The sequence below is a fragment of the Hoeflea sp. 108 genome (assembly GCF_000372965.1).
Classification (GTDB): domain Bacteria; phylum Pseudomonadota; class Alphaproteobacteria; order Rhizobiales; family Rhizobiaceae; genus Aminobacter.
Window position 1 is genome coordinate 3,177,257 of sequence record NZ_KB890024.1, and the last position, 25,411, is coordinate 3,202,667.

Consider the following 25,411-nt stretch of genomic DNA (forward strand, 5'->3'; position numbering starts at 1 on the left):
TACGAGGTGAAAGTGACCTTCCTGCAAGTAGCCCTGAACGGCGACCGCCGCCATGAGGCGGTCCCCAAAAGTGCCGAGGCCATCGGCCGCGAAGCCCTCGCCTCGATCCGAGCAGGCGCCCATTCGGTGCATGTCCACGCCTTCGACGCGGCCGGCCGCGAGACCCTGAACGCGGCCGAATGCGACGCCGTTGTCACCGCGATCAGGGAAAGCTGCCCCGGCGTGCCGATCTCGCTGACCACTTCGGCCACGATAATCGCCGACCCGGCCGCGCGGCTGGCCGCCGTGCGTGGCTGGACGGTGCTGCCCGATCTCGTCACCGCCAACCAGGGCGAGGACGGCATCACCGAACTCTGCCAATGGTTCCTGGCCAAGGGCGTCGGCATCGAAGCCGGGCTGCTGTCACCCGACGATGCCCGCAACTTCGTGGCCTCCCCCATCCGCGCGCACTGCCGGCGCGTGCTGATCGAGCCGCTGAACCCCGATCCCGCAACCGCGCTGCGCGATGCCGAGGACATGGAGGCCATCGTGATCGCCGCCGGCATCACCCTGCCGCAGGTGCATCACGGCTATGACGGTTCCTGCTGGGCCGTGAACCGCCGCGCGCTCACCCGCGGCCACGGCATCCGCACCGGACTGGAGGACGTGGCAGTTCTGCCCGACGGGACGCCGACCAGGAGCAACGGGCAACTGGTGGAGGCGGCGCGACGAATGATTGCGGAGGTAAAGGGGCGGTGAGTTGGCGTCGCCAGATGCGACACTCGGGATTGTACCGGGCTCTGCGGTCGCCTAGTCTCCGGTGATGCTAGATGACCAGCAGTTCTATCTCAGAATGTTCGGTTTCCTGCTGGTCGTGGCCCTGTTGGGTCTGGGCCTCGGATGGCTGCTTGGGGCGGTTGGATGGTTCGTCGGCTTTGGCCTCTTCTGCACGGCCGGGACCGCGATGAGGGCATTCACCTCAGACCGATATTACAAACGTCTGTACTCGGAGAAGCAAAAAAGGGCCGTCTGAAATCAAGAGGCCTTAGTCGAGAGGACTGTCGGGAGTGATGAAGCAGGAAGCAGGATCCCGGCCTGGCCGACGCCTCCCGCACAACGCCGAGAACTGAAAACGTAGCTATTTGCCGGCATCGGCAGGTCCGGCCAGTAGTTACATTTCGCACAACGGCCAAGGGTGTTCAGGTCAAATGCGCTGGTTTCACCGAACCTGCCAAATTTGCATTTTTCTCGTGCTTACGATTGTCACCCAGATCGGCGGCATAGCCTATGCAGTGTCGTTGCTCGTCTCGCCCATGCTGGGAATGCGGCGTTCCTTCTCGAAATTTCTTGTTTTTCTTCTTTTCTACGCCGCCGCCACGGCCTCAGCGCATGTGATCGCACCGACCTTCGGTCGCGTCCCCATGTCGTGCCTGGTCGGTGAGACAGACAAGCTCGTGGTCAGATCGAGCGTCTATTGCCTGCTGAATCGCAACTATGTCACGCCTGCCATGCTCGATCTGGCATCGGCGCTGGCTGACGATGTGAACCAGGCATTTCCTGGCACGACCACTGTGGTTCTGGATGGAAATTTCCCCTTCTGGGACGGCTTTCCCATGCTTCCGCACCTGTCGCACGCCGATGGTCGCAAGTTGGATGTTGCGTTCTATTACAAGGATTCCCGCGGCGATTTCGTCAATCGCGTGACAAGGTCGCCAATCGGCTATTTTGCCTTTGAGCAACCGTCAGCAGACGACGAACAGCCCTGCGCGGGAAGGCGCGACCTTCTTACGACAAGATGGGACTTCGATTGGCTGCAACCATTGTTCCCCGCCTATCGGATCGAGGAAAGGCGCATGGCCTTCAGCCTGAAGTGGCTTTCCACCGAAGGTGTCGAGCGCTTCGGAGTGGAGAAGGTTTTTATCGAGCCGCATCTCAGGAGTGAGCTTGGGGTCAAGGATAGCGTGATCCGATTTCAGGGCTGCCGCGCCGCTCGCCATGACGACCATATTCATACTCAAATTAAATGACTTGGCACTGGCGGCCGCAGTCATTGGCAAGCTCTGGTCTCGCTTCGAAAGCTAGAGCAGTTCCAGGAAAAATGCGCGGCGATTTTCCATCAGGAAATGCGCAAAAACAAAGAGATAGAGGGATTCCGTGATTCATCGAAGAAAAGCGGAAACGCTCTAGAGTTTCGTCCAGGCCGCGTTCTTCTTCGACGAGCGCACGCAGGCCTCGACGAAGGCCACACCCTCGACCCCGTCCTGCACCGTCGGATAGATGACGTCCTTGCCCGGTTTGCCGCCCCTCTTGCGCGCCGCGCGGATGGCCCGTGCCGCTTCCTGGTAGATGTTGGCGAAACCTTCGAGATAGCCTTCAGGGTGGCCCGAGGGCACGCGGGTGACGCGCGCGGCCGCCGGGCCGGCGCCGACGCCGCCGCGGGTGATCAGCTGCTTGGGCTGGCCGAAGGGCGTGTACCAGAGGTAGTTCGGATCGGCCTGCACCCATTCGAGGCCGCCTTTCGAGCCATAGACGCGCAGCTTGAGCCCGTTCTCGTGGCCCGGCGCCACCTGGCTCGCCCAGATCATGCCTTTGGCCCCGCCTTTGAAGCGCAGCATGACGTTGACGTTGTCGTCGAGCAGCCGGCCCGGCACGAAGGCGTCGAGATCGGCCGACAGGCTGTCGAGCTCGAGGCCGGTGACGAAGCGGGCGAGATTGTAGGCATGGGTGCCGATATCGCCTGTGGCGCCGCCCGCGCCGGACTGTTTTGGATCTGCCCGCCAGGAGGCCTGCTTCTGGCCTGTCGCGGCGAGGTCCTCGGTCAGCCAGTCCTGCGGGTATTCGGCCTGGACGACCCTGATGTCGCCGAGCTGGCCCTTGGCGACCATCTCGCGCGCCTGCCGGATCATCGGATAGCCGGTGTAATTGTGGGTAAGCACGAAGACCTTGCCGGTCTTTTCGACCAGGGCTGCGAGCTTCCTGGCCTCGGCCAGCGTCGCCGTCAGCGGCTTGTCGCAGATGACGTGGATGCCCGCCTCGAGGAAGGCCTTCGCTGCCGGGAAATGGACGTTGTTGGGCGTGACAATGGCGACCGCCTCGATGCCGTCGGGACGCCTGGCCTCGGCCTTGGCCATCTCGGCATAGGACGTATAGCTGCGCTCGGGATCAAGCCCGATCTCGGCGGCGGACGCCTTGGCCCGCTCCGGATTGGACGACAGCGCACCGGCGACAAGCTGGAAATCGCCATCCATGCGGGCAGCGATGCGGTGGACCGCGCCGATGAAGGCGCCCTGCCCGCCGCCGACCATGCCGTAGCGGATCGGACCAGCGCCGTCTCCGGATTTCGATGCACCGACCATGTGTGTCCTCCCTTGATATGTTGGCGCTGCCCCTCATCCCCCTGCCGGGACCTTCTCCCCGTGAACGGGGAGAAGGAGGCTACGCGATCCCCATCATCTTCCTCAGCATCGCCCGATCCGTCGTCCCGCCGGCGAAATCGTCAAATGCCTTGTCGGTGACACGGATGATGTGGCTTTCGATGAAGGGCGCGCCTTCGGCGGCGCCGTCTTCCGGATGCTTGAGGCAGCATTCCCATTCGAGCACCGCCCAGCTGTCGTAGCCATATTGCGCGAGCCTGGAAAAGATGCCGGTGAAATCGACCTGGCCGTCGCCGAGCGAGCGGAAGCGGCCGGCGCGGCCGAGCCAGCCCTGGTAGCCTGAGTAGACGCCCTGGCGGCCGGTGGGATTGAACTCGGCATCCTTGACGTGAAACGCCTTGATGCGCTCGTGATAGATGTCGATGAAGGCGAGATAATCGAGCTGCTGCAGCAGGAAATGCGACGGGTCGTAGTTGATGTTGCAGCGCTTGTGGCCGCCGACCGCATCAAGGAACATCTCGAAGGTCGCGCCGTCGAAGGCGTCCTCGCCCGGATGCAGTTCGAAGCAGAGGTCGACGCCGGCCTCGTCATAGGCGTCGAGAATGGGCGTCCAGCGCTTGCCGAGCTCGGTGAAGGCCTCCTCGATCAGGCCTGCCGGCCGCTGCGGCCAGGGATAGAGATAAGGAAACGCCAGTGCGCCGGTGAAGGACACGCAGGCCGTGAGCCCGAGATTCTGCGACGCCTTGGCGCCGAGCTTCATCTGCTCGACCGCCCATTGCTGGCGCGCCCTGGCATTGCCGTGCACGGCGGCCGGCGCAAATCCGTCGAACTGGGCGTCATAGGCCGGGTGGACCGCGACCAGCTGCCCCTGCAGGTGCGTCGACAGCTCGGTGATCTCGACGCCGGCATCGGCGCAGATGCCCTTGATCTCGTCGCAATAGGTCTTCGACGTCGCCGCCTTGCTCAGATCGAACAAGCGCGCATCCGGCGTCGGGATCTGCACGCCCTTGTAGCCGAGATTTCCGGCCCAGGATGTAATCGATTTCAGCGCATTGAACGGCGCTGCGTCGCCTGCGAACTGGGCAAGGAAGATCGCGGGCCCCTTCATTGTCGACGGCATGGCAAACTCCTCGTCCGATTCCGGCCTGAAACGTTGTAGAGGCCCAGATGACCACTATTTGCGCCGGCTCCGCAAGAGGCCAGCAGGCGTCAGACCGACCACCAGACCGACTAGCCCCCTGCGCGGCGGTAGATGGCGGTGAGAGGGTCGCGCCGGAAGCGGCCGCTCTCGAACAGTTCGCGCCTCAACAAGGCCCAGTCGCCGAAGCTGTGATGGCGCTTGAGGATATCGTTGACCTCGCGCTCGCTGTAGTCGCGGCCCGTCTCGAACTTCGCAGCCAGGAAGTCGAGCACCGCAACGCGATCGGCGGCCTTGGCCGGCCAGCGCGTGACGACGCCGTCGGCAGTGATCAGTGCCGTCATCGCCTACCCCCTCAGCATCGCCTCGACCGCCAGCCCGGCCGACAGCGTCAGGCGGTCGTGGCCGTGGCGACCGACCAGCATCAGGCCGACAGGAAGTGCAGCGCCGGGCACGGGCAGCGACAGCGCGCAGAGATCGAACTGGTTGGCGACCTGGGTGTTGCGCAAAAGCAGGCCCTCGATGCGGTCGCCATGGCGCTCGTCGGCCAGAATGTCTGATATTGGCTGGGCGACGACCGGCGTTGTCGGCAGGACCATGAGATCGAGCGACGACAGCCGCTCGTCCATCGCCGCCGCAAGTTCGGCGCGCCGGCGCATGATCCTGATATAGCCGACCGCCGGCACCTGCAGCGCCCGTCCGAGCCCGCCGCTGACATGGCGGTCGACCTCGCCCCGGGCACCCGTGGACAGCCAGTCAGCGTGGATCTCGGCGCCCTCGATTGCCGCGATGGAGGCAGTGCGCGTCGCCTCGCGCATCGATATCAGCAGGTCGTCGATGGCGATTTCCTCGACGCGGGCGCCTGATGCGGCAAGGCGCTTCAGAGCCTGCTCGAAGGCGGCGGTGACGGTCGGGTCGCAATACTCCATCAGGCGGCCGCGCGGCACGCCGATGCGCAGGCCAGACAGCGACAGCGGCGCAAGCGCGGAAAACTCCTTGCCGGCCATGATCGCATCGGTGGCGATGCAGGCCTCGACCGACCTTGCCAGCGGACCGAGCGAATCGAGCGACGGCGACAGCGGGAAGGCGCCGTCGAGCGGCACGCGCCGCGCCGTGGGCTTGAAACCGACGACGCCGTTGAGGGCTGCCGGAATGCGCACCGAGCCGCCGGTGTCGGAGCCGATGGAAATGTCTGATGTGCCTTCGGCCGCCGACACGCCCGCGCCCGACGACGAGCCGCCGGGGATCAGCGCCGGATCGGCGGCATTGCCCGGCGTGCCGTAATGCGGGTTGATGCCGAGCGCGGTGAAGGCGAATTCGGTCATGTGGGTCTTGCCGATGATGACGGCCCCTGCCCGCCTCAGGCGCCGCACAACGAGCGCGTCGGCCTGGGCGGGTGCTGCCTCGCGGCGCATCAGCGAGCCGGCCAATGTCGGCTCGCCCGCGACATCGAGCAGATCCTTGATCGAGACGATGGCACCGTCGAGCGGGCCGAGCGTCACCCCTGCCCTGGCCCGCGCATCGGCTGCGTCGGCGGCGTCACGCGCCGCTTCGACATAGAGCTTCATGAACACGCGCTCTTGCCCGGCGCGGACAAAAAGTCGCCCAAAAATCTCTTCGAGCCGATGTCGCGTCGTCATTCAGTCACCCGTTGCTGGCAAGCCATGTTCGCCGCGACTGATAACACGCGCTGGCCCTATGCAAATATGGTTGTCGGAAATCGCGAAGGCCGTACATTCGCAGTGACCGATATCGGAGCCGCCATGACCGCCCATCTTTTCTCGCCGATCAAGCTCGGCACGCTCGAATTCCCCAACCGCATCGCCGTCGCCCCGATGTGCCAATATTCGGCCGACGACGGCTCGGCGACCGACTGGCACCTGCAGCACTGGATGAACCTTGCAATGTCCGGCGCCGGCATGATCACCGTCGAGATGACCGACGTCGAGCGCCGCGGCCGCATCAGCCATGGCTGCATGGGGCTCTATTCCGATGCCAACGAGGCGGCGGCAAGGCGCGCGCTGGACGCGGCCAGACGGGTGGCGACACCCGATGCCAAGTTCGGCGTGCAGCTGGCCCATGCCGGCCGCAAGGCCTCCAATCACCGCCCGTGGGACGGCTCCGGCCCGCTCAAGCCGGAAGAAGATGCATGGCCAGTGGTGTCGAGCTCGGCGCTCGCTTATGCCGACGGCTGGCAGGTGCCGCACGCGCTGACAGAGGAAGAAATCGAGCAGACAATCGGCCATTTCGTCGAGGCGGCGAAACGCGCCGAGCGCGCCGGTTTCGACTTCATCGAGCTGCATTCGGCGCATGGCTATCTGCTGCACCAGTTCCTGTCGCCGCTGTCCAATCACCGCACCGACCAATGGGGCGGTTCGCTCGAAAACCGCATGCGTTTTGCCACCGAAATCGCCCGCCGCGTGGTCGCGGCCGTGCCGAAGCTGATGGTCGGCGCGCGCATGTCGCTGACCGACTGGGTCGACGGCGGCTTCACGCTCGAGGAGGCGATCGAAGTGGCGAAGGCCTATGGCAAGGCTGGTATCGCCTATATCTGCTGCTCGTCAGGCGGCAACTCACCACATCAGAGCCTGCGCACCGGCCCCGGCTACCAGGTGCATCTCGCCGAGGCGGTGAAACAGGCGACAGGCATCCCCGTGCGGGCGGTCGGCATGATCGACCAGCCTGCCCAGGCCGACGCCATCATCCGCGAAGGCCGTGCCGACATGGTCGCGCTTGGCCGTGCGCTGCTTGCCGACCCGCGCTGGCCCTGGCGCGCCGCAGCAACGCTCGGCCACGAGTTCCACGCTGCCCCGCAGCTGGCGCGCTCGGCGGCCTTGATGAAGCAATGGGGTGCGGCGGCCGCGTCCTGACCTGCCCGGGCTCTGGCGTGGCAGACGCCTCCTGCTGGATCAGGACGACACCCGCTCCAGACTGTTCTATCCCTCGCATCGGAAGATTCGGGGGAACAAAAGATGCAAAAAAGCGTCGAGACGATCAGGGGCGACCGCGACGGCATCGCTTATGAATTTGCGGTGCTGCGCCTCGCCGGGTCCGAGCCGGACGCCCCTTCGGCCTATATCCAGGCTGCCCTTCATGGCGACGAGTTGCCGGGCGTGGTTGCCATCGATGCACTGATGCCGCGCCTGCGCCAGGCGGAAGCCGAAGGCCGCATTCGCGGCAACCTGACCATCGTGCCGCGCGCCAATCCCATCGGCGGCACCCAGCAATTGTTCCATGGCGCGCAGGGCCGCTTCGACCTGGGCACCCGCGTCAACTACAACAGAGACTTCCCGCTGCTCGACCGGCCCGACACGTCGCTGCTAGCAGGCGACGACGTGCCGATGACGGCCGACAAGCGCCTCAAGGCGCGGCTGCTGAAGCTGTCGGTCGGCCACGAGATCGTACTCGACCTGCACTGCGACGACGAGGGCGTGGCCTATCTCTACGTGCCCGACGAGCTGTGGCCGGCGATGTCGGATTGCGCCTCGGCCATGGGCGTCGACGCCGTCATCCTGTGGGGTGGCCAGTCGGGCGCCTCCTTCGACGAAGCGTCGCTGCATCCCTGGCTGAAGCTGCCGCGCAAGGAAGCCAAGCTCGAGACCCGCGTCGTCACCACCGTCGAATATCGCGGCATCTCCGACGTCCATACAGGCATTGCCGAATATGATGCGGAAGGCATCTACCGCCTGCTTGTGGCCCGCGGCGTCGTCGCCGACGCGACGGTCGCGGCGCCCGCGCCTTTCGCCGGCGTGGTCGCGCCCATCGACCATATCGAGATGGTGCCGGCCCCCTGCTCCGGCGCCATCCTCTACGACGTCAAGCCCGGCGACTGGGTCAAGTCAGGCGACAGGCTGGCAACCGTCGTGCGTGCACCCGGCGAGGACGGCGGCCGCGTAGAGATCTTCGCGCCCCAGGACGGCTACATCCTCACCCGCCGCTCCCACCGCTTCACCGGCGCCGGCGACGACCTCGTCAAGCTGGTCGGAACGGCGCCGAGCAAGGACGCCCGGTCGGGCGCGCTGGAGGCGTAGGCGAAGAGCCGGAAGCCCCGGCGCCCCACTCATGATCTGAGCTCATCATTCCCGGCGCTATCGCGACGCCGCGCGCAGCCATCGGGTCAGGCTCGTGAGCGCCGGCTCCCGGCTGCGGCTGAACTTGATGGACAGGTAGTAGCTCAGCCCTGTCGGCATCGGCTCGCCTGGCAGCCTTTGCAAGGCGCCTTCGGCAATGCTGCGCTCGCCGAGGAAGTCGGGAACAAGGGCAGCGCCGATGCCGACACGGGCCATGTCGAACGCCAGCTGATAATGCGTGCACAGCTTCCAGCTTTCCTTCTGGAATGTCGAAAGCTCGAGGCTGTTCTGGCGGCAGAAGTCGATCCAGTCGGCCCCCACCGAAGACGGCGACACCTCAGTGGTGATCAACGGGCACGGCCACTCCCCGATGTTGGGCGACGCGACCGCGATCAGCTGCTCGCGCCTGAGCAGGATGCTCCTGTATCCCCGTTGCGAGGGCGTGCAGGTGATGAAAGCGTCGGCGAGCCTGTCGCTCAGCTCGTCCTCGTCGGTGACCGTGATGAGCTGCAGATCGATGTCGGGGTGCCGGGCGAAAAACGCCGGAAGCCGCTCGATGAGCCAGCCGCTGGCAAAGGAGCCATAGACGGCAAGGCGTACCGTTCCACTGGCCGCTCCAACCACCTGCGCGGCCGAGCTTTCGATGAGGTCGAATGCGCGGTCGAGCTCCGATGCGAGGCGACGCCCGGTTTGCGTCAAGACGAGGCCGCGTCCCTGCCGCTCCACCAGCCGCTCTCCGAGCTCCTCGCTCAGCCGCCGGATCTGGTGGCTGACCGCGCTCTGCGTCACGCCAAGTTCCTGGGCCGCATGGGAAACGGAAAGATGCCGCGCCACGGCTTCGAAAGATTGAAGCGCCCGCATCTGGGGCATCGATCGCTTTTTCGTCATGACATATGAATTCCACTCAAGTGAGCTGACTGGAATTCATTATGTTCATCTGTGTCAACGCCTTAGATCATTGCCTTACGGTCGATCGGCTTGCCCGGGAGACACAGCGATCCGACTTCGCATCTGTTGCTGGACTGGAATTCGTGAAATGACGCCCCCTGACACGCCGATGACCAAGCACTTGCGCATCAACAGCCCGACCCTGGAGCCGCAGGACGTGGAGTATCTGGCTGAGTGCCAGTTCGCCATCGAGCCCTCCCTGGCCAAGCTTCTCAGCGTAGCCGAGCTGGCGGGATGGGACCGGACCCACGTGGTGCTGGCGGCGTTTTCGCTCTGCGCGGAATTCGCCAGACAGCCCCAGTATCCGCGCACGAAGCAATGACCTGCCTTTGAGGCAGGCCGTCGCTTGAGGCCACGGGTCAGACGCAGCCCGCCCGCGCAGCCCGTCAGACGAGCCGCCCTATGTGTCCCGACGCGCTCAGTTCGGCACGGTGTCCTTGTAGACGCGGCCATCCTTCATGATGACCAGGAAATTCTTCTCGGGATCGGCGACCAGCTCGAGGTTCTCGAGCGGATTGCCGTCGACCAGCAGCAGGTCGGCGAGTGCGCCTTCTTCCACCACGCCCAGCTTGCCCGGATAGGGATTGCGCTTGCCCGAAAGCTGCAGCAGCTCGGCATTGGTACCCGTTGCCATGGCAAGCGCTTCGGCGGGCGTGTACCAGCGGATGAGCGAAGCCAGGATCGCGCCCTGCTGCCGCGCCAGTTCGCGGGAAAACAGCACGTCCGTCCCCCATGCCGTCTTGATCTTGTATTTCTTTGCCAGCTCGTAGGTCCTGGCGATGCCTGGCCAGACCTCGTCGGCCTTGGCGCGCTCGACAGTGCCCTCCCGGAACCCCTGCCTCAACATCTCCGGCAGCGGCTGCAGGCTCAGCCAGATGTCCTTCTCGGCAATCAGCCTGGCGGTGTCCTCGTCCATGAGGAAGCCGTGTTCGATGCATTTCACCCCGGCCGCGATCGCCTTGTTGATCGAATCCATCGTGAAGGCATGCGCAATCACATAGGTGCCCCAGTTGTCGGCGATCTCGACCGCGGCCCGCAATTCGGCCTCGGTGAAGGTGGTGACGTCGAGCGGACTGAAGGGCGACGACACCCCGCCGCCGGCGGTTATCTTGATATGGGCGGCACCCTGCATGAACTGCTCGCGGGCGCGCAGACGCACCTCGTCGGGGCTATCAACGACAATGCTGCCGCCATTCCGCTCCATGGGTGTGAACGGGCCGCCGATCTGCCGCGGCAGGTCGCTGAACTGCCGGAAATCGCCATGGCCGCTAGTGACCGTGATCATGGCGCCGGACGGGTAGATGCGCGGTCCCACGACGATCCCGTTGTCTATGGCGCGCTTGAGCCCGAACACCGGCCCGCCCACATCGCGAACGGTGGTGAAGCCGCGCATCAGCGTGTGCGTCGCCTCGTCGCCGGCAGCGAGATTGGCGAAGCCGACATCGCCCATCGCTTCCGCAGGCGTCGATGCGATCAGCATCGCGTGCCAATGCGCGTCGATCAGGCCCGGCATCAGCACGCGCCCGCCGCCCGATATGACCTCGGCGCCCGCAGGCTCTATCGCGGCGGTCGAGATGCGCTCGATGACATTGCCCTTCACCAGCACATTCGAAGCGGCCGAGAGCGTGCTCGCCTTGCCGTCGAATATCCGGACGTTTTCGAACAGGATCGCGCCGCTCGGGGCGGGCAGCGGCTCGCTCTCCGCCATGACCACCTCCGCGCCCGGGTCATGCGCGCGGCTTGTCCCGCCGAGACCGGCAAGGAAAACAGGTACGAGCAAAAGAACGCTCGAAAGGCAGCTTCGTATGCCCGTCATCTGAAAGACCCCCAAGGCGGATTGTGGCTGTCTGCAACTGCAATCTTGCCGTGAGAGTGGCACGCCGGGGGCGAACTATCCAGCCGCGATGATGGCTGACGCCAACGATGCCGGGGCCTGGCCTTGGACGCCGCAACACCGGCTCGGCAGGCCGCCCGCACCTGACATCAAACGTCAAGCGGCGGGCCGCAAGCCACATCACTGATGCTGGCTGGCCAGGACCACGCCGAGGCCGATCAGGATCGAGCCGCAGGCCTTGGGGATCATCCATTCGGTCCTGGCGCTGCTGACCCGGCCAAGCGCCAGGGAAGCGATGCCCACAGCCGCCACGTCGGCGAACGAAAACACCAGATTGACGATCACGCCGAGGATCATGAACTGCAGCCACAGCGGCATGGCGGCTGCCGGATCGACGAATTGCGGCAGGAACGTCAGGAAGAACAGTGCCGTCTTCGGGTTGAGCACCTCGACCACGATGCTGTCGCGCAACGTGCTCGACCCGGCGTCGTTTTTGTCGCCGCAGGTCTTGTCCCAGCCGAGGAACATGGTGAGGCCGAGCCACACCAGATAGGCAGCGCCCATGAGCCTGAACGCCTCGTAGACGACAGGCGCATGGGTGACGAGCGAAGCAAGGCCGACGGTCGCCGCTGCAATGTGCACATAACAGCCGAGATGAATGCCAAGGGCCGCCATCAGGCCGGCCTGACGTCCATGCGCCAGGGTCTGTGCCGTCATGTAAAGGATCGCCGGTCCCGGCATGCAGGCAAAGACAAGCGTTGCGAGAGCAAACGGAACCAAGAGTTCCAGCGACAACATGACGGCTCCTCCCCGTACGACCAGATCGCTGGGAGGAATAGGCGCGGCGCTTGGGCGGAAACATACGGCAGGTGTCGTATTTAGTTCGCGCGCGCTTTCGCCCAGCTTGGGGATGGTTAAGGCATTGCAAAGGGGCGGCTGCGGGCGCTGCCGGTCAGCCGGCGGGCAGTCCCAGGCGAACCGCATAGGTGGTGAGTTCGGCGACGCTATGGAGATCGAGTTTGCGCATCAGGTTTTCCCGGTGCTTGCGGGCAGTCAGCGGGCTGATGCCCAGCCGCTCCGCCACCTCGCGCGCCGTCATGCCCTGCGCCACGAGCGCGAGGATCTGGTGCTCGCGACGGGTGAGCGGGATCGGCGAGACGACGTCCTGCACGGGTGCTGCGCTGCGGTTCGGTTCGCTGAAAGCAAAACGCACGGTTTGCGCCAGATAGGTTGCGCCCTTCTTCACCGCCTCGACGGCCGCGATCAGTTCCTCGGGATCGCCGTCCTTGGTCAGATAGGCGCTGGCGCCCGCCTCGATCGCTGCGCGCACCGTCCGTGGCTCGATATTTGCGGTCAGCACCAGGATCTTCAGGCGCGGCGCCAGCTCCCTGATGTCGGAGATGAACTGGATGCCGGCAACGCCGGGCATGCCGAGATCGAGGATCAGAAGGTCAGCGCGCGTGTCGCGGACATGCCGCAAAAGGGCCTCGCCATCGGCCGCTTCGGCGACGATTGTGATGTTGTCCACCGCCGAAAACAGCAGCTTCAGGCCCTCGCGGACAATGGCATGATCGTCGGCGAGGATGGCGGTGAGCGGGCGATTCATGGCGCGAGCATAGCAGGCTTGTCGGCCCGATCGCCAACCAGTCTGAAACAAGTTGTCGATAGATCATCGCGTTATGCTGCCGCAGCGCATACAGAATATTAGGAAAACAGCATGCAGCAAGACAAGATAAGTCGCGAGCTCATCGAGCTTCTGTATCGCAATTCCTATGGCGTGGTCATTTCCAATATCGTCATCTCGATGGCGGCGATCTATGTGCTCAGCAGCGCGGTTTCCACCACCTGGCTCGCCGCATGGCTGAGCGCGCTGTACCTGCTCACCGCCACGCGCGTCTTTGCATCGCGCCAGTTCGTCCGCCGCAGGACGGATTCCGGATCGCTCATGCCCTGGGCCTGGCTGGCGGCGGGCTTTTCGTGGGTGTCGGGGCTGTTATGGGGCGCGCTCGGCTGGGCCGGTTTCCTGCCCGAGGAGCCGGTCGTTCTGTCCTTCACCGTCATTGTTCTGACCGGTCTCGTCTGCGGCACCGTGCCGTCGCTCTCGGCGTTTCCGCCCGCACTCATCGGCTCGATCCTTGCCACCGTCATTCCGGTGGCGCTGCGCTGCATCACCTCAGGAAGCGATTTTTCGGGCGCCTTCCTGTTCCTGTTGACCTCGCTGGTCGCCATCAATTTCTACTATTGCCGCATCACCTATCGCATGCTGCGCGAAACCATCAGCCTGCGCCTGCAGAACGACGATCTGGTCGTGCATCTGGAAGAAGAGCGCGACCGGGCGCAGACGGCCGACCATGCGAAAACGCGCTTCCTCGCCGCCGCCAGCCATGACCTGCGCCAGCCGATCCATGCGCTCAGCCTGCTGGTCTCGACCCTTGCGGTGCTGGGTCAGCGCGGCGACGTGCCGGCGGGCAACGCCCGCGACCTGGCAGGCCGGGCGAAATCGGTGGTCGGCAATCTCAGCGGGCTGCTCAACGCGCTGCTCGATATCTCCAGGCTCGACGCCGGCATCGTTACCGTCGCCAACGAGACCGTGTCGCTGCGCGAGATGTTTCGCGATCTCCACAGTGAATTCGCCGGAGAGGCAAGGCAGCGCGGCCTGGAATGGCGCGTCATCGACACGAGCCTGCGGGTCGAAAGCGATCCGATGATGCTGAGGCGCATCCTCAACAACCTTTTGTCGAACGCCTTTCGCTACACCACCAGTGGCCGCGTGCTGCTCGGCTGCCGCAGGCGGGGCGACAAGGTCGAGATCGAGGTGCTGGACACCGGTCCCGGAATTCCCGGGGACCAGCAGGGCATGGTCTTCGAGGAGTTCGTGCAGTTGCAGAACCCGGCGCGCGACAGGACGCAAGGGCTGGGACTGGGGCTCGCCATCGTCCGCCGCACCGCTGGACTGCTGAAGCATCCGCTCAGGCTGGTTTCGAAGCCAGGCAAAGGCTCGATGTTCTCGGTCACGGTGCCGATGGTGCGCACGGCGATGACACCCCAGCCCGTGGAAAGGCCGGCGTCCGCCGGCATCGCTGCCGGCCTCATGATCGTCGAGGACGAAGGAGACATTCTCGACGCCATGGTGCAACTGCTGACGCTGGAGGGGCACAAGGTTTATCCCGGCCGTTCGGCCGCGGAGGCCCTGGCTGCCCATGCCAAAGCGTCGACCGCCGGCCATGCCCCGGTCGACCTCGTCGTCGCCGACTACCGTCTCGCCGACGGCGTCACCGGGTTCCAGGCGATCCAGATGATCCGCGCCCGCCTGGGGCGCGCAGTCCCCGCCGTCATCGTCACCGGCGACACCTCGCCGGAACGGCTGAAGGAGGTGACGTCAAGCGGCGCCCGCATCCTGCACAAGCCCATTTCAGGCGAGGATCTCAGGGACGCGATCGAGGCGGCATGTCGACAGCGCTAGAGGCTGTGCCGCGTGCCATCAGGACGCGCGGCACAGAGCCAATCAGCCATAGACCAGTTTGTCCTGCCGTGCCCTGAGCTCGGCGATCTTCGAGTTTGGCGCAACCGCGGCATTGGCCGTGGTGATCAGCTCGCCCTTCCTGATCGGGGCGGTGACCGTGCCGCCCTGCAGCAGGCCGCAGGGGATGGCTTTTGCGGCGCGTGCCTCGCCAGCCGTCATGATCCAGGCGCGGTAGGTGTATTCGCCGATGGCGTCGAGCGCATCGCCGGGTGCGAGGTCCTTCTTGGCCACCGCGCAGACATCGGCCACCGGCTTTGCCAGCGGCACCATGTCGGCCTTGCCGTAGAGCACGACACGGGCGCAGGTCAGCGGCACCTCGAGCGAGGTCAAATGGTAAGGCCGGTGGAAGGTGAAATACGGGCCATGGCCCATCTTCAGATCTTCCATGCGCTCACGAATGCGCGGATGCGACATGTCGGCGATGACGAAGACGCCGGGAGCCACACCCTTGCCGATCGAATAGTCGACGACGCCGACCTTGGACAAAACGCCGCCGTCCTTTTCAGGGATGAGCACCTTGTTGAGTTCGGGCAGCGTCGCCGCCGGACCGTGCATGCCGGCCTTGTCGGGAACGAGGCCGGTGGCGTTGGCGATCGCCGCCATCTCGACCATGGTCTTGGAGCCGTCGACGAACTCGACCAGCATGCGCACGTTCATGTTGCGGCGCTTGGCTTCCTCGGCATAATCGTGCGGCACCGCGTCGATGTTGAGCGGGTTGTTCTTGCCCTTGCCGGCGGCAACGATGGTGTGGCCCATCGCCGAGACGAACTCGATCAGCTCCATGCACGACGACGGCTCGTCGCCGGCGCCCAGCGAATAGGTGACGCCGAGCCGGTCGGCCTCCGACTTGAGATAGGCGCCGATGGTGACATCGGCCTCGACATTCATCATGACAAGATGCTTGCCATGCTCCATGGCGCGCAGGCCGATCTCGGCACCGACGGCGGGCACGCCAGTCGCATCGATGACGACGTCGATCAGGCCGCTGTTGAGGATCAGGTCGGCATCGTTGGTCACCGCAACCTTGCCCGCCTCGATCGCCTCGCTCATCGCCGAGCCGGAGGCGACTTCGCGGGCATGGCCCTTTTCCTGGTAGGCGATGTCGACGGCGCGATGCGCGTTGGGCAAATTGAGCTCTGAGATCGCGCCGACCTCGATACCCGGCATATGCGCCCCCCGCGCCACGATGTCGGTGCCCATCTCGCCCGAGCCGATCAGGCCGATGCGGATCGGCTTGCCCGACTTCTGCCGCTCCACGAGGTCTCGCGCCAAGCCCACAGGCGCTACGTTGATCGTCATCTGGTGGTCCTCCCGAACGATAGAAAGGCAGCTTCTCTACCGCGCGACGGGTATTGAATTATGGCGCACTGTCAACCGGAATGTCGCCCCGGCCCGAAGGCGCTTTGTCAGGAGCCTGCCTGCTTCGGCTGTTTCGCTTCCGGCTTTGCCGCTAACATCGGCCGCAATGACGCCCGACAGCGCTGCACCGCAGCCCTGAAGCCGAGCCAGCGAGCGCGGCGGGCGCGGGAACGCAAGGTATTTGAAAAACTTGGAAGCCGATCCAGATTCAATTTCTGAAGATCGGCCCCTGTGGGGAGGAGTGCAATGGCTGAGAAAGTCCTTGTCCTGCTTGGCACCAAAAAGGGTGCTTTCATTGCCGAGAGCGACGCTGCCAGGCGGTCGTGGAAGCTGCGCGGACCGTACTGCGAGACATGGCCGATCAACCATGTCGTCGCCGACCCGAAGACAGACGCAATCTGGGGTGCGGGCGGCAATGAATGGTTCGGCCCGGCGGTTTGGAAATCGACCGACCTCGGCGAGACGTGGACGCACTCATCCGAGGGGCTCGCATATGCCGAGGGCGAGGAGCCGATCAAGGCGGTGTGGAGCCTCGCCAAGGGCAATGGCAGCCTCTATGCCGGCGTCCAGCCGGCGGGGCTGTTTCGCAGCGACGACGACGGCCACAGCTGGAGCCACGTCGAAGCGCTGCAGAAGCACCCTTCCCGCCCGCACTGGAACCCCGGCGGCGCCGGCCTGATCCTGCATTCCCTCGTGCTCGACCCCGACGACCACGACCGCATCTGGATCGGCATTTCGGCCGCCGGCGTGTTCTACAGCGGTGACGGCGGCCAGAGCTGGGAGCCGCGCAACCTCGGCACCCGCGCCGACTTCCTGCCCGAGGGCGAGAACTATCCCGAATTCGGCCAGTGCGTGCACAATCTGGTCATGGCGCCCGGCATGCCCGACCGGCTCTACCAGCAGAACCATTGCGGCATGTATCGCTCCGACGATGGCGGCAGGCGCTGGGTCAGCATCGAAAAGGGCCTGCCCTCGACTTTCGGATTTCCAGCCGCCGCCCATCCGCGCGACCCCGACACCCTCTACCTCGTGCCGCTCAACGGCGACAGCGCCGGCCGCTATGTACCCGACGCCAAGGCGGCGGTGTGGCGGACGCGCGATGCCGGCCATGGCTGGCAGGCGATGCGCAACGGCCTGCCGCAGGAAAACGCCTATATCGGCGTGCTCAGGCAGGCGATGGCGACCGACCGGCTTGAGCCCGCCGGCGTCTATTTCGGCACCAGTTCGGGGGCGCTGTTTGCCAGTTCCGACGAGGGCGAAAGCTGGATCGACGTCGCCCAGCACCTGCCGACGATCCTGTCGGTGGAAACGCTCGTGGTCGACTGAGGAAGGGCGCATGGACAACACCCATTCCCCCGGCGCCGCGCCTGCCCAGGGGCTGGCGACAATCGTGGTGCGCCTGCCCGGCGTGCTGGTCGACCTGTTTCCCGGTGCTGTCAGGCGGGTCGAAGTCAAGGCTGCGACCGTCCGCGACATGGTCGACGAGCTCGACCGCCGCTGGCCCGGCATGCGCGACCGCATCTGCGATTCCCGGCCGGCCATCCGCAAGCACATGAACGTTTTCATCGACGGCGAACGCGCGACGCTCGCCACGAAGCTCAGCCCCGGCGTCGAGGTCTTCGTGCTGACGGCAATCAGCGGCGGCTAGAGGCAAATGCAACTATTTGAATATTTTAGAATCCGGTAATTCTACATATAGATGAAACAACATGCCTTGGCATATATATTTGCAAAGATTGCATCCTATTCTTCTGTTGACCTTTCCCCAAAGACAAGCTCTCAGTCCACTCGGGTGAATCGCCGGTTCCGGGCGGTCATTGCGAATGGGATTACTGCAGCCGCACCACTCACAGGTGTCGGGCTGGAGCTGGCGGGGGCCACCGATGAAGCATCAGACGACAACACGCGCGGTCGCGACAATGGCTGCGCGGTGCCGGACGCTTACCCGCCTGTTGCTTATGCTCTGCATGGGCATGTTCTGGCCGTCGATGGCTTTCAGCGCGGCGCCTACGGCATCAATCGTCGTTGCGAACAGCGATCTCAATATCGGCGGCACGTCGCTGGTCACGTTTACTTTCTCGGAAGCGGTAACCGGCTTTACCAATTTCGACCTGACCATCACCAACGGAACACTGACACCAGTGGCCTCCTCCGATGGCGGCATCACCTGGACGGCGACATTCACACCGTCGAGTTCCATCACCGCCCCAACCAACAGGATTACCCTGAACCTGGCGGGCGTGACGAACCTGGGCAGCGAGGCTGGCAGCGGCACCGTCGATTCCAACAACTATCGGATCGACACCCAGCGGCCGACAGCGACCATCGTTTTGTACCCTACCTACATCGGCATTGGCCAGACGTCGCAGGTGACAATCACGTTTTCCGAGGAGGTAGCCGGCTTTAGCAACGCCGACCTCACCATCAGCAACGGCACCTTGTCGGCTGTCTCGTCCTCGGACGGCGGCATCACCTGGACGGCGACCTTTACCCCCGCTGCGGGCATCACCCAATCATCCAATGTGATCACGCTGAACAATTGGGGTGTGGCGGACCTCTTTGGCAACCAAGGCAGCGGAACAACCGATTCCAACAATTATGGTGTCGACTCGCAGCGACCGACCGTAGCAATCACCATGGCCCGAAGCGCCCTCAAAGCCGGCGACACATCCCTGGTAACCTTCACCTTCTCGGAAGCGGTGACTGGCTTTGACAATGCCGACCTGACCATACCGAACGGCAGCCTTTCGCCCCCCTCCTCCTCGGACGGCGGGATCACCTGGACGGCGACATTCACGCCAAATGCGAACGTTCGTTTCACGACCAATCTGATTTCCCTCAACAACGCCGGCGTGGCCGACCTCGCCGGCAATCTCGGTGCCGGCGTGACCAATTCGGCCAATTTCAGCATCGACACCATAAGGCCGACGGCAACGGTCATCGTGGCGATACCCGTTCTGAAGGCAGGTGAAACAGCCCTGGTGACCATCACCTTCTCGGAGGCGGTGGCCGGCTTTGACAACACCGACCTGAGCGTCGCCAACGGGACGCTGTCGGCTGTTTCATCCACGGATGGTGGCATTACCTGGACGGCGACATTCACGCCGACAGCAGGCATCACGTCCTCGGCCAACCAGATTATTCTGTCCAACACGGGCGTGACCAACGCGTCCGGAAACACCGGCAGCGGAACAACCGCTTCGAACAACTATTCGGTCCAGACGGCTCGCCCTACGGCGACGATCGTCGTTGCGACACCCGCGCTTGTCACCGGCGGAACGTCGGTGGTGACGATCACCTTCTCGGAGGCGGTGACCGGCTTCACCACCGCAGATATGACTGCGGACAACGGCACATTGTCTGGCCTGAGTTCGTCGGATGGTGGCGTCATATGGACCGCCACGCTCACCCCGGCCGCAGGTGTGTCTGCCGCAACCAACCATATCGAGCTCGACCTGACCGGCGTGGTCAATAGCTCGGCCAATCCGGGCACCGGCGCCGCCATATCGAACAACTACACGGTCAATGCACCCACCATGTCGCTGCCGGCCACGCTTGCCGATGGCGTGGTCGGGCGCCCCTATTCGCAGACGCTGAGCGCGACGGGCGGCACCGCCCCCTACACCTTCAGCATCACTGCTGGCTCCCTGCCAACCGGCCTGACGTTGAACGGGGCGACAGGTGTCGTGTCCGGCACGCCGTCCACCGCAGGCACGTCCACCTTCACGATTGCCGCATTGGATTCGCGGTCCTTCCGCGTGACGGAAGACTACACCGTGACGGTGGCCGCGCTCGCCCCCGATCCGACCGAGGATGCCGAGGTCACCGGCCTGCTGACCGCTCAGGTCGACGCTGCCCGCCGCTTCGCCGACAGCCAGGTTCAGAACTTCAACTCACGGCTCGAGCAGTTGCACGACGAAGGCGACCGCCGCCGCAACAGCATGGCCGTGCGGCTCGGCTATTCCGGCAATGACGGCAAGAGCGACGAGGACCGGCGCTTCGAGGAGCTGCTGGGCAAATCCTCGAGGACCGAAGCCGGCGGCGGCTTCGCCATGCACAACTATGCCGAGGACAAGAAGTCCAGCCAGCCGGCGCAGCCAGCTGCCGATGTCGACCTCGGCAGGCTCGCCGTGTGGACCGGCGGCTACGTCAATTTCGGCAAGCGCGACGACGGCAAGCTGAGCCTCGACTACACCACCGCAGGCGTCAGCGGCGGCATGGACTACCGCTTCTCCAAGTCGCTGGTGGCGGGTTTCGGGCTCGGCTACGGCCGCGACGCCACCGACATCGGCGCCAACGGCACCGAAAGCCGCGCGCATGCCTATAGCGGCGCAGTCTATGCAAGCTACCAGCCGTTCAAGTCGACCTATCTCGACGGTCTCATCGGCGGCAGCTGGCTCGACCTCTCCAGCAAGCGCTACGAGACTGCAAGCGGCACCTTTGCGATGGGTGACCGCAGCGGCACCCAGATCTTCGGCTCGATCACCGCAAGCTATGAGAAGCGCGACGATGCCTGGCTGATCTCGCCCTATGGCCGGCTGGACTTCTCGCGCTCGTGGCTGGACGGCTATACCGAAAGCGGCAGCGGCGCCGGCCTGCTGAGATATGGCAGCCAGACCGTCGACACGGTGTCTGGCATCGCCGGCCTTCGCGTCGAATATGCAGTCACCACCGACTGGGGCACGCTGAAGCCGGGCGCCCGGATCGAGTATGTCCATGATTTCGCGGGGTCCAGCCAGGTCAGCCTCGGCTATGCCGACACCGGCGGCCTGGACTACGTCTTCCAGACCGAGGGCAAGGGCAGCGACTATGTCACGCTCGGCGCATCGCTTGACGCCGCTCTCAGCGGCAGCTGGACGGCAAGGTTCGACTATCGCACCGCCGTCGGCGGCGTCGGCCAGAGCCATGCGCTCGGCCTCAAGGTCGGCAGGAATTTCTGACCATGGCAGCCGGCGGCTTGAGATTGCCGCCGGCCACCTGCCCCACAGCGGTCCCAGCTCGCCGGAGCGCGCGGCCTATCCTGTTGCCACAACATGATTTTTCCGTGAGGCGGTTCCCTCCCCGGGCGAACTTGCTCTACTATCCGTTCACGGATTCCATCTTACGCTAGGGGACCAAGATGATGCGACGGACAGGCCTTTTCCTGGCATTGATGCTCGCCTTTGCGCCGGCCTTGCCGCAAGTTGCGGCGGCGCAGGAGCGCGTCGAGACGCTGCGCATGCGCCCGGGCGCGACGCAGACGACGGTGCGCGGCATCGTCTTTGGCCGCATCAGCGCCTCTTACCGGCTCGAGGCGCGCGCCGGCCAGCGCATGAGCCTCGACCTCAGCTCGCGCAACACCTTCCTTTATTTCAACGTGCTCGACCCGCGCGGCCGCACCATCGCCCGCGAACAGACCCAATGGGACGGCCGCCTGCCGGCCACCGGCGTCTACACCATCCAGATCTATCTCGTGCGCGCCGAGGCCCGCCGCAACGTGCCGGCCCCCTTCTCGCTCAGCGTCGCGATTTTCGGCCGTGGTGGCGAAACAGGTCCCGGCCCGGCTCCCGGCCCCGATCCGGTACCGGGTCCGCGCTCCTGGCGCGTGGTCGGCGTGACGCCCAACGACGTGCTCAACATGCGCACGACCCCTTCGCCGCGCGGCGCAATCGTCGCCGAAATCCCCTTCGACGCCGGCGGCCTGCGCAATCTCGGCTGCCAGGATGGCCAGAGCTGGTGCAAGGTGCGCTATCGCGGCCAGGAAGGCTGGGTCAACGGCCGCTTCCTGCGGCCTGAATAGGCAGCGCGACATCTGAACCCAAAAGGCCCGGCACAACGCCGGGCCTTTTTTGTCGCTGGGCCGCGGGACGCTCGTGCAGCTTGCAGTCAAGCGTCCGGCGCAGGCGCGGAAACGAACCCTCGCCTGCTGCTTTGTGCCTGAAACCCGCCCTTTCAAATATTCGGACAACAATCTTCCTGCACAGTCCCTCAGCGCGCCGGACTTGGCGGCGACGCGACCTGCCAAGCCGTCTCGACAACCGCTGACATCGCTTTCAGGGGGGCAAAACGTGCTGCCGTTACATCTGCGCGCGCTGTATCGCGCATGCCTTTACATCACGATCACCCTTGCGACGGCTGCCGTCGTCACGTCGGGGCCGGCACGAGCCGGCCAAGCGGTCGACCTGCAACTGGTCATCGCCGCCGACGTCTCCACCTCGATGGATCGCGAGGAAAAGACGCTGCAGCAGCAGGGGTTTGTCCTCGCCTTCCGCGACCCTGAACTGATCCGCATGATGCTGGCCGGTCCCGAAGGGCGGATCTCGGTGACCTATTTCGAATGGGGCGGCGACCGCACGCCCAAGCTGGTCGTGCCCTGGACTGTCATCGACAGCCCGCAGGCGGCCCTTGCCTTCGCCCAGCGGCTGGAGCGGAATTTCCCCTCCCGCCTGCCGCGCGGCACCTCGATCGGCATGGCGCTCGACTATTCTAGCTATCTGCTGCAGTCGAGCGGCTATGATGCCGGCCGCAACGTCGTCAACCTGTCGGGCGACGGGGTGAACAACAACGTGCCCGACGTCGAGGAGACGCGGGCGCGGCTGCTCGATATGGGCACGACCATCAACGGCATGCCCATCGTCTACAAGGGCCTGTTGCAGGGTGTGCTCGACGGCGCCGAGGACGATTTTCCGCCCGAATACCTCATCGACTACTACCGTAACGAGGTCATCGGCGGCCCCGGCGCCTTTGTCGAACCGGTGACGGCGCGGCAGAACTATTCGGCCGCCATCCTGCGCAAGCTGATCCGCGAGATCGGCGCCAACAGGCTGACAATAGGCTCGATGGATCAGGACATGGGATGCGCACCGCATGAAGCCGAACGCTGCGCTGGCAAGCTGCGCGTGCTGACAGGCTTTGCCACCGACCCCACATGAGCGGGCCGCCCCGCCCTGAAATTTTGTCTCACCACGAAACAGAATTTGTCCCCGGCGGCGACGCCGGGGCTTGGCGTTTGCGGCGGTTGCAGCTGCCTGAACCACACACAAACGCCTCATTCATCGTGCGTTCAAATCGCGGTCACTAAGCTGTGACCACAACGATTCGAGGACCAACCCGTGTCACGCGCACCCATATTCTCCCTCCGCACTGCACTTGCCTCACTCTGCCTCGGCGGCCTTCTGACCGCGGGCTCCGCGCTGCTTCCCGAGACGGCCTCGGCGCAGCGCATGCAGCCTTGCGCCACCGAAGGCGGCACCTGCCGGCTGCCCTATCCAGCCGAAGTGGTCTACGGCGCCAAAGGCCGGATGACCTCGCGTTTCATCGACGGCCCGTCCGTGCGCTGCTCGAACCGCGTCTTCGGCGATCCGGCACCGGGCGTCCGCAAGAGCTGCTACATCGTCCTGCGCGGCAGGGGTCGCGACCGCGACTATGGTGATGGCGGCTGGGGCGACGGCGGCTGGAACAATGGCGGTGGCTGGGACAATGGCGGCGGTGGCTGGGGCGATGGCGGTTATGGCGAGCCGCGCCGCAATCGCTGGGTCGCCTGCGCCAGCGAGAACGACTACTGCGACTTCAACGGCCGCAAGCGCGTCCGCTACGGCGTCCCCGGCAACTTCGAGGAAGGTGTATTCCGCGACGGCGTCGAGTGCAGCAACGACGTGTTCGGCGACCCGGCCCCCGGCGCGCGCAAGCGCTGCTACGTCCAGAACTGATTTTTCCCAAGGGAGGCGCGGAATCTGCGCCTCCCTTTCTCCGGACCAGTTTCGCGAGCGCCCCTACCCACCGGATAGCCCTCTCGCCGGATAGACCTCTCCGCCGGATTGTCCGCTTTCCCAAGGAATTCTCGATGCCGACGCGACGAAATCTCTTGCTCGCTTCCGGAGCGGCACTTGCCGCTGGCACCCTCGCCAGCCGTTTTGCCACGGCCGCGTCTGAACAGGCCGAGACCTGGCACATGCCCGACGAAGGGGCAAAACACGCCGCCACATGGATGGCATTTGGCCCGAGCCCGGACATCTGGGGCGGAAAACTCCTGCCTGTCGTCCGCGAGAACCTCGCCGGCATCGCCAAGGCGATTGCGGCGCACGAGCCGCTGAAGATGCTGGTGCGCGAAGACGACCACGACATCGCCGAACGCCTGTGCGGCCCCTCGGTCACGCTGGTGACCCAGCCCATCGACGACCTGTGGATGCGCGACACCGGGCCGGTGTTCGTGAAGGATCAATCCGGCCAGGCTGGTGCCATCGGCTTCAACTTCAATGGCTGGGGCGACAAGCAGGCGCACGAGTACGACGCCGAGGTTGCGGGTTTCGTCGCCGGCAAGGCCGGCGCGACATTCATCGAGACAAAACTGGTGCTCGAAGGCGGCGGCATCGAGGTCGACGGCGAAGGCACCGCCATCATCACCGAGAGCTGCGTGCTCAACGCCAACCGCAATCCCGGCGTCAGCAAGGCCCAATGCGAAGCCGAACTCTTTCGCCTGCTCGGTCTGCAGAAGATCATCTGGCTGCCCGGAATTGCCGGCAAGGACATTACCGACGGGCACACCGACTTCTACGCCCGCTTCACCAGCCCGGGCGTGGTCGTCGCCGGTTTGGACCCCGACCCCTCATCCTATGACCACGCCGTGACCAAGCGGCACCTGGAAATCCTCAGGCAGTCGAGCGACGCCAAGGGACGCAAATTGAAGGTGGTCGTGCTGCAAGGCCCCTCGACGGTGCGAAGCAAGTACGAAAACAAGGACTTCGCAGCCGGCTACATCAATTTCTATGTCTGCAACGGAGCCGTCATCGCCCCCGAATTCGGCGACAGGCAGGCCGACGCCAACACGCGGGACGCGCTCAGGGACCTGTTTCCCGGCCGCGACATCATCCAGCTGAACATCGACGGCATCGCCGCCGGCGGCGGCGGAATTCACTGCACGACCCAGCAGCAGCCAGCCTGACGACGGACAACGGACGCCACCGCCCTCTCCGGTGGCGGCCCGCCGCCCCTCACGCAAAACACGCCTCGATCAGCGCCAGCCGTCTGCAGGCCGAGATTCTCCGTGACTGCGGGCTCGATGGCGTTCATCCGTCCGCTCGATCCATTGAACCTGGACCGCAACAGGCCCGCGGAACGTCGGCGCCTGCGGTAGCCATGACCCGACGTCCCATCCTCATGACCGAGCGTCCCAATCTGTAGCTGCATGCGGCGACAGCCTTGCTCGGC

Annotated in this window: 22 protein-coding genes; 13 read left to right on the plus strand and 9 right to left on the minus strand. The window is 64.9% G+C overall.

The window, feature by feature from the left end:
- Window positions 1-12 precede the first annotated feature (12 nt).
- Entirely contained in the window at window positions 13-738 is a 726-nt protein-coding gene (locus tag B015_RS0115715) for a 3-keto-5-aminohexanoate cleavage protein (protein WP_157632746.1), read from the plus strand.
- Between the two features lie 449 nt (window positions 739-1,187).
- Complete coding sequence (locus tag B015_RS0115725; protein WP_040456256.1) at window positions 1,188-2,006, plus strand: hypothetical protein; 819 nt, start codon at window positions 1,188-1,190, stop codon at window positions 2,004-2,006.
- Window positions 2,007-2,162: 156 nt separating this feature from the next.
- On the opposite strand, the gene B015_RS0115730 is transcribed toward B015_RS0115725, so the two are convergent.
- From B015_RS0115730 to B015_RS0115745, 4 genes are all read right to left on the minus strand, one after another.
- Entirely contained in the window at window positions 2,163-3,335 is a 1,173-nt protein-coding gene (locus tag B015_RS0115730; protein WP_018428677.1) for a Gfo/Idh/MocA family oxidoreductase, read from the minus strand.
- Window positions 3,336-3,414: 79 nt separating this feature from the next.
- Entirely contained in the window at window positions 3,415-4,473 is a 1,059-nt protein-coding gene (locus B015_RS0115735; RefSeq protein WP_026227337.1) for a sugar phosphate isomerase/epimerase, read from the minus strand.
- 110 nt (window positions 4,474-4,583) lie between these two features.
- Window positions 4,584-4,835: a DUF2087 domain-containing protein gene (locus B015_RS30985; protein WP_018428679.1), complete on the minus strand. Its 252-nt coding sequence runs from the start codon at window positions 4,833-4,835 to the stop codon at window positions 4,584-4,586.
- A gap of 3 nt (window positions 4,836-4,838) precedes the next feature.
- Entirely contained in the window at window positions 4,839-6,131 is a 1,293-nt protein-coding gene (locus B015_RS0115745) for an amidase (RefSeq protein ID WP_026227338.1), read from the minus strand.
- 123 nt (window positions 6,132-6,254) lie between these two features.
- On the opposite strand from B015_RS0115745, the gene B015_RS0115750 reads away from it, so the two are divergent.
- Together B015_RS0115750 and B015_RS0115755 are read left to right on the plus strand one after the other, a co-directional pair.
- On the plus strand, window positions 6,255-7,361 hold the full coding sequence (locus tag B015_RS0115750; RefSeq protein ID WP_026227339.1) for an NADH:flavin oxidoreductase/NADH oxidase: 1,107 nt from the start codon (window positions 6,255-6,257) through the stop codon (window positions 7,359-7,361).
- Between the two features lie 102 nt (window positions 7,362-7,463).
- Window positions 7,464-8,522, plus strand: a complete 1,059-nt coding sequence (locus B015_RS0115755) for a succinylglutamate desuccinylase/aspartoacylase family protein (RefSeq protein ID WP_018428682.1) — start codon at window positions 7,464-7,466, stop codon at window positions 8,520-8,522.
- Between the two features lie 57 nt (window positions 8,523-8,579).
- Here the strand turns inward: B015_RS0115755 and B015_RS0115760 are convergent, their stop codons facing one another.
- A complete protein-coding gene (locus tag B015_RS0115760; protein WP_018428683.1) occupies window positions 8,580-9,449 on the minus strand; it encodes a LysR substrate-binding domain-containing protein in 870 nt (289 codons plus the stop codon).
- Between the two features lie 148 nt (window positions 9,450-9,597).
- Here B015_RS0115760 and B015_RS30990 point away from each other — a divergent pair, with 148 nt between their 5' ends.
- Window positions 9,598-9,831 (plus strand): hypothetical protein, encoded by a 234-nt coding sequence (locus B015_RS30990; RefSeq protein ID WP_018428684.1) that lies wholly within the window; start codon window positions 9,598-9,600, stop codon window positions 9,829-9,831.
- Window positions 9,832-9,927: 96 nt separating this feature from the next.
- Here B015_RS30990 and B015_RS0115770 read toward each other — a convergent pair whose 3' ends face one another.
- The 3 genes from B015_RS0115770 to B015_RS0115780 form a co-directional block, all read right to left on the minus strand.
- A complete protein-coding gene (locus B015_RS0115770; RefSeq protein WP_051091969.1) occupies window positions 9,928-11,217 on the minus strand; it encodes an amidohydrolase family protein in 1,290 nt (429 codons plus the stop codon).
- 306 nt (window positions 11,218-11,523) lie between these two features.
- Window positions 11,524-12,141, minus strand: coding sequence for a LysE family translocator (locus B015_RS0115775; protein ID WP_018428686.1), 618 nt, complete (start codon window positions 12,139-12,141; stop codon window positions 11,524-11,526).
- A gap of 154 nt (window positions 12,142-12,295) precedes the next feature.
- Window positions 12,296-12,949 carry a response regulator transcription factor gene (locus B015_RS0115780; RefSeq protein WP_018428687.1) on the minus strand — a complete coding sequence of 218 codons (654 nt, stop codon included), beginning with the start codon at window positions 12,947-12,949 and terminating at the stop codon, window positions 12,296-12,298.
- Between the two features lie 111 nt (window positions 12,950-13,060).
- On the opposite strand from B015_RS0115780, the gene B015_RS0115785 reads away from it, so the two are divergent.
- Window positions 13,061-14,806, plus strand: a complete 1,746-nt coding sequence (locus tag B015_RS0115785) for a hybrid sensor histidine kinase/response regulator (protein ID WP_018428688.1) — start codon at window positions 13,061-13,063, stop codon at window positions 14,804-14,806.
- A gap of 42 nt (window positions 14,807-14,848) precedes the next feature.
- Here the strand turns inward: B015_RS0115785 and B015_RS0115790 are convergent, their stop codons facing one another.
- The gene (locus B015_RS0115790; RefSeq protein ID WP_018428689.1) at window positions 14,849-16,165 is read right to left on the minus strand and encodes an NAD(P)H-dependent oxidoreductase; all 1,317 of its coding nucleotides are present in this window, start codon (window positions 16,163-16,165) and stop codon (window positions 14,849-14,851) included.
- 306 nt (window positions 16,166-16,471) lie between these two features.
- Here B015_RS0115790 and B015_RS0115795 point away from each other — a divergent pair, with 306 nt between their 5' ends.
- From B015_RS0115795 to B015_RS0115825, 7 genes are all read left to right on the plus strand, one after another.
- On the plus strand, window positions 16,472-17,551 hold the full coding sequence (locus B015_RS0115795) for a sialidase family protein (RefSeq protein ID WP_018428690.1): 1,080 nt from the start codon (window positions 16,472-16,474) through the stop codon (window positions 17,549-17,551).
- A gap of 10 nt (window positions 17,552-17,561) precedes the next feature.
- Window positions 17,562-17,873 (plus strand): MoaD/ThiS family protein, encoded by a 312-nt coding sequence (locus tag B015_RS0115800; RefSeq protein WP_018428691.1) that lies wholly within the window; start codon window positions 17,562-17,564, stop codon window positions 17,871-17,873.
- Between the two features lie 235 nt (window positions 17,874-18,108).
- Window positions 18,109-21,165, plus strand: coding sequence for an Ig-like domain-containing protein (locus B015_RS32205; protein WP_198292862.1), 3,057 nt, complete (start codon window positions 18,109-18,111; stop codon window positions 21,163-21,165).
- Window positions 21,166-21,344: 179 nt separating this feature from the next.
- Entirely contained in the window at window positions 21,345-22,004 is a 660-nt protein-coding gene (locus tag B015_RS0115810) for an SH3 domain-containing protein (protein ID WP_018428692.1), read from the plus strand.
- 268 nt (window positions 22,005-22,272) lie between these two features.
- A complete protein-coding gene (locus B015_RS31000; protein ID WP_018428693.1) occupies window positions 22,273-23,136 on the plus strand; it encodes a DUF1194 domain-containing protein in 864 nt (287 codons plus the stop codon).
- A gap of 180 nt (window positions 23,137-23,316) precedes the next feature.
- Complete coding sequence (locus tag B015_RS0115820; protein WP_018428694.1) at window positions 23,317-23,913, plus strand: hypothetical protein; 597 nt, start codon at window positions 23,317-23,319, stop codon at window positions 23,911-23,913.
- A 134-nt stretch (window positions 23,914-24,047) separates the two neighbouring features.
- Entirely contained in the window at window positions 24,048-25,145 is a 1,098-nt protein-coding gene (locus tag B015_RS0115825; RefSeq protein ID WP_026227343.1) for an agmatine deiminase family protein, read from the plus strand.
- Window positions 25,146-25,411 lie beyond the last annotated feature (266 nt).

Excerpts from the sequence above, each read along its gene's own strand:
- B015_RS0115770 (WP_051091969.1), bottom strand. The coding sequence starts at position 11,217 with ATGGCGGAGAGCGAGCCGCTGCCCGCCCCGAGCGGCGCGATCCTGTTC.
- B015_RS0115775 (WP_018428686.1), bottom strand. The coding sequence starts at position 12,141 with ATGTTGTCGCTGGAACTCTTGGTTCCGTTTGCTCTCGCAACGCTTGTC.
- B015_RS0115795 (WP_018428690.1), top strand. The coding sequence starts at position 16,472 with ATGGCTGAGAAAGTCCTTGTCCTGCTTGGCACCAAAAAGGGTGCTTTC.
- B015_RS0115735 (WP_026227337.1), bottom strand. The coding sequence starts at position 4,473 with ATGCCGTCGACAATGAAGGGGCCCGCGATCTTCCTTGCCCAGTTCGCA.
- B015_RS30990 (WP_018428684.1), top strand. The coding sequence starts at position 9,598 with ATGACGCCCCCTGACACGCCGATGACCAAGCACTTGCGCATCAACAGC.
- B015_RS0115790 (WP_018428689.1), bottom strand. The coding sequence starts at position 16,165 with ATGACGATCAACGTAGCGCCTGTGGGCTTGGCGCGAGACCTCGTGGAG.
- B015_RS0115725 (WP_040456256.1), top strand. The coding sequence starts at position 1,188 with ATGCGCTGGTTTCACCGAACCTGCCAAATTTGCATTTTTCTCGTGCTT.
- B015_RS0115810 (WP_018428692.1), top strand. The coding sequence starts at position 21,345 with ATGATGCGACGGACAGGCCTTTTCCTGGCATTGATGCTCGCCTTTGCG.
- B015_RS0115755 (WP_018428682.1), top strand. The coding sequence starts at position 7,464 with ATGCAAAAAAGCGTCGAGACGATCAGGGGCGACCGCGACGGCATCGCT.
- B015_RS0115730 (WP_018428677.1), bottom strand. The coding sequence starts at position 3,335 with ATGGTCGGTGCATCGAAATCCGGAGACGGCGCTGGTCCGATCCGCTAC.
- B015_RS0115800 (WP_018428691.1), top strand. The coding sequence starts at position 17,562 with ATGGACAACACCCATTCCCCCGGCGCCGCGCCTGCCCAGGGGCTGGCG.
- B015_RS30985 (WP_018428679.1), bottom strand. The coding sequence starts at position 4,835 with ATGACGGCACTGATCACTGCCGACGGCGTCGTCACGCGCTGGCCGGCC.
- B015_RS32205 (WP_198292862.1), top strand. The coding sequence starts at position 18,109 with ATGAAGCATCAGACGACAACACGCGCGGTCGCGACAATGGCTGCGCGG.
- B015_RS0115825 (WP_026227343.1), top strand. The coding sequence starts at position 24,048 with ATGCCGACGCGACGAAATCTCTTGCTCGCTTCCGGAGCGGCACTTGCC.
- B015_RS0115760 (WP_018428683.1), bottom strand. The coding sequence starts at position 9,449 with ATGACGAAAAAGCGATCGATGCCCCAGATGCGGGCGCTTCAATCTTTC.
- B015_RS0115780 (WP_018428687.1), bottom strand. The coding sequence starts at position 12,949 with ATGAATCGCCCGCTCACCGCCATCCTCGCCGACGATCATGCCATTGTC.
- B015_RS0115750 (WP_026227339.1), top strand. The coding sequence starts at position 6,255 with ATGACCGCCCATCTTTTCTCGCCGATCAAGCTCGGCACGCTCGAATTC.
- B015_RS0115785 (WP_018428688.1), top strand. The coding sequence starts at position 13,061 with ATGCAGCAAGACAAGATAAGTCGCGAGCTCATCGAGCTTCTGTATCGC.
- B015_RS0115745 (WP_026227338.1), bottom strand. The coding sequence starts at position 6,131 with ATGACGACGCGACATCGGCTCGAAGAGATTTTTGGGCGACTTTTTGTC.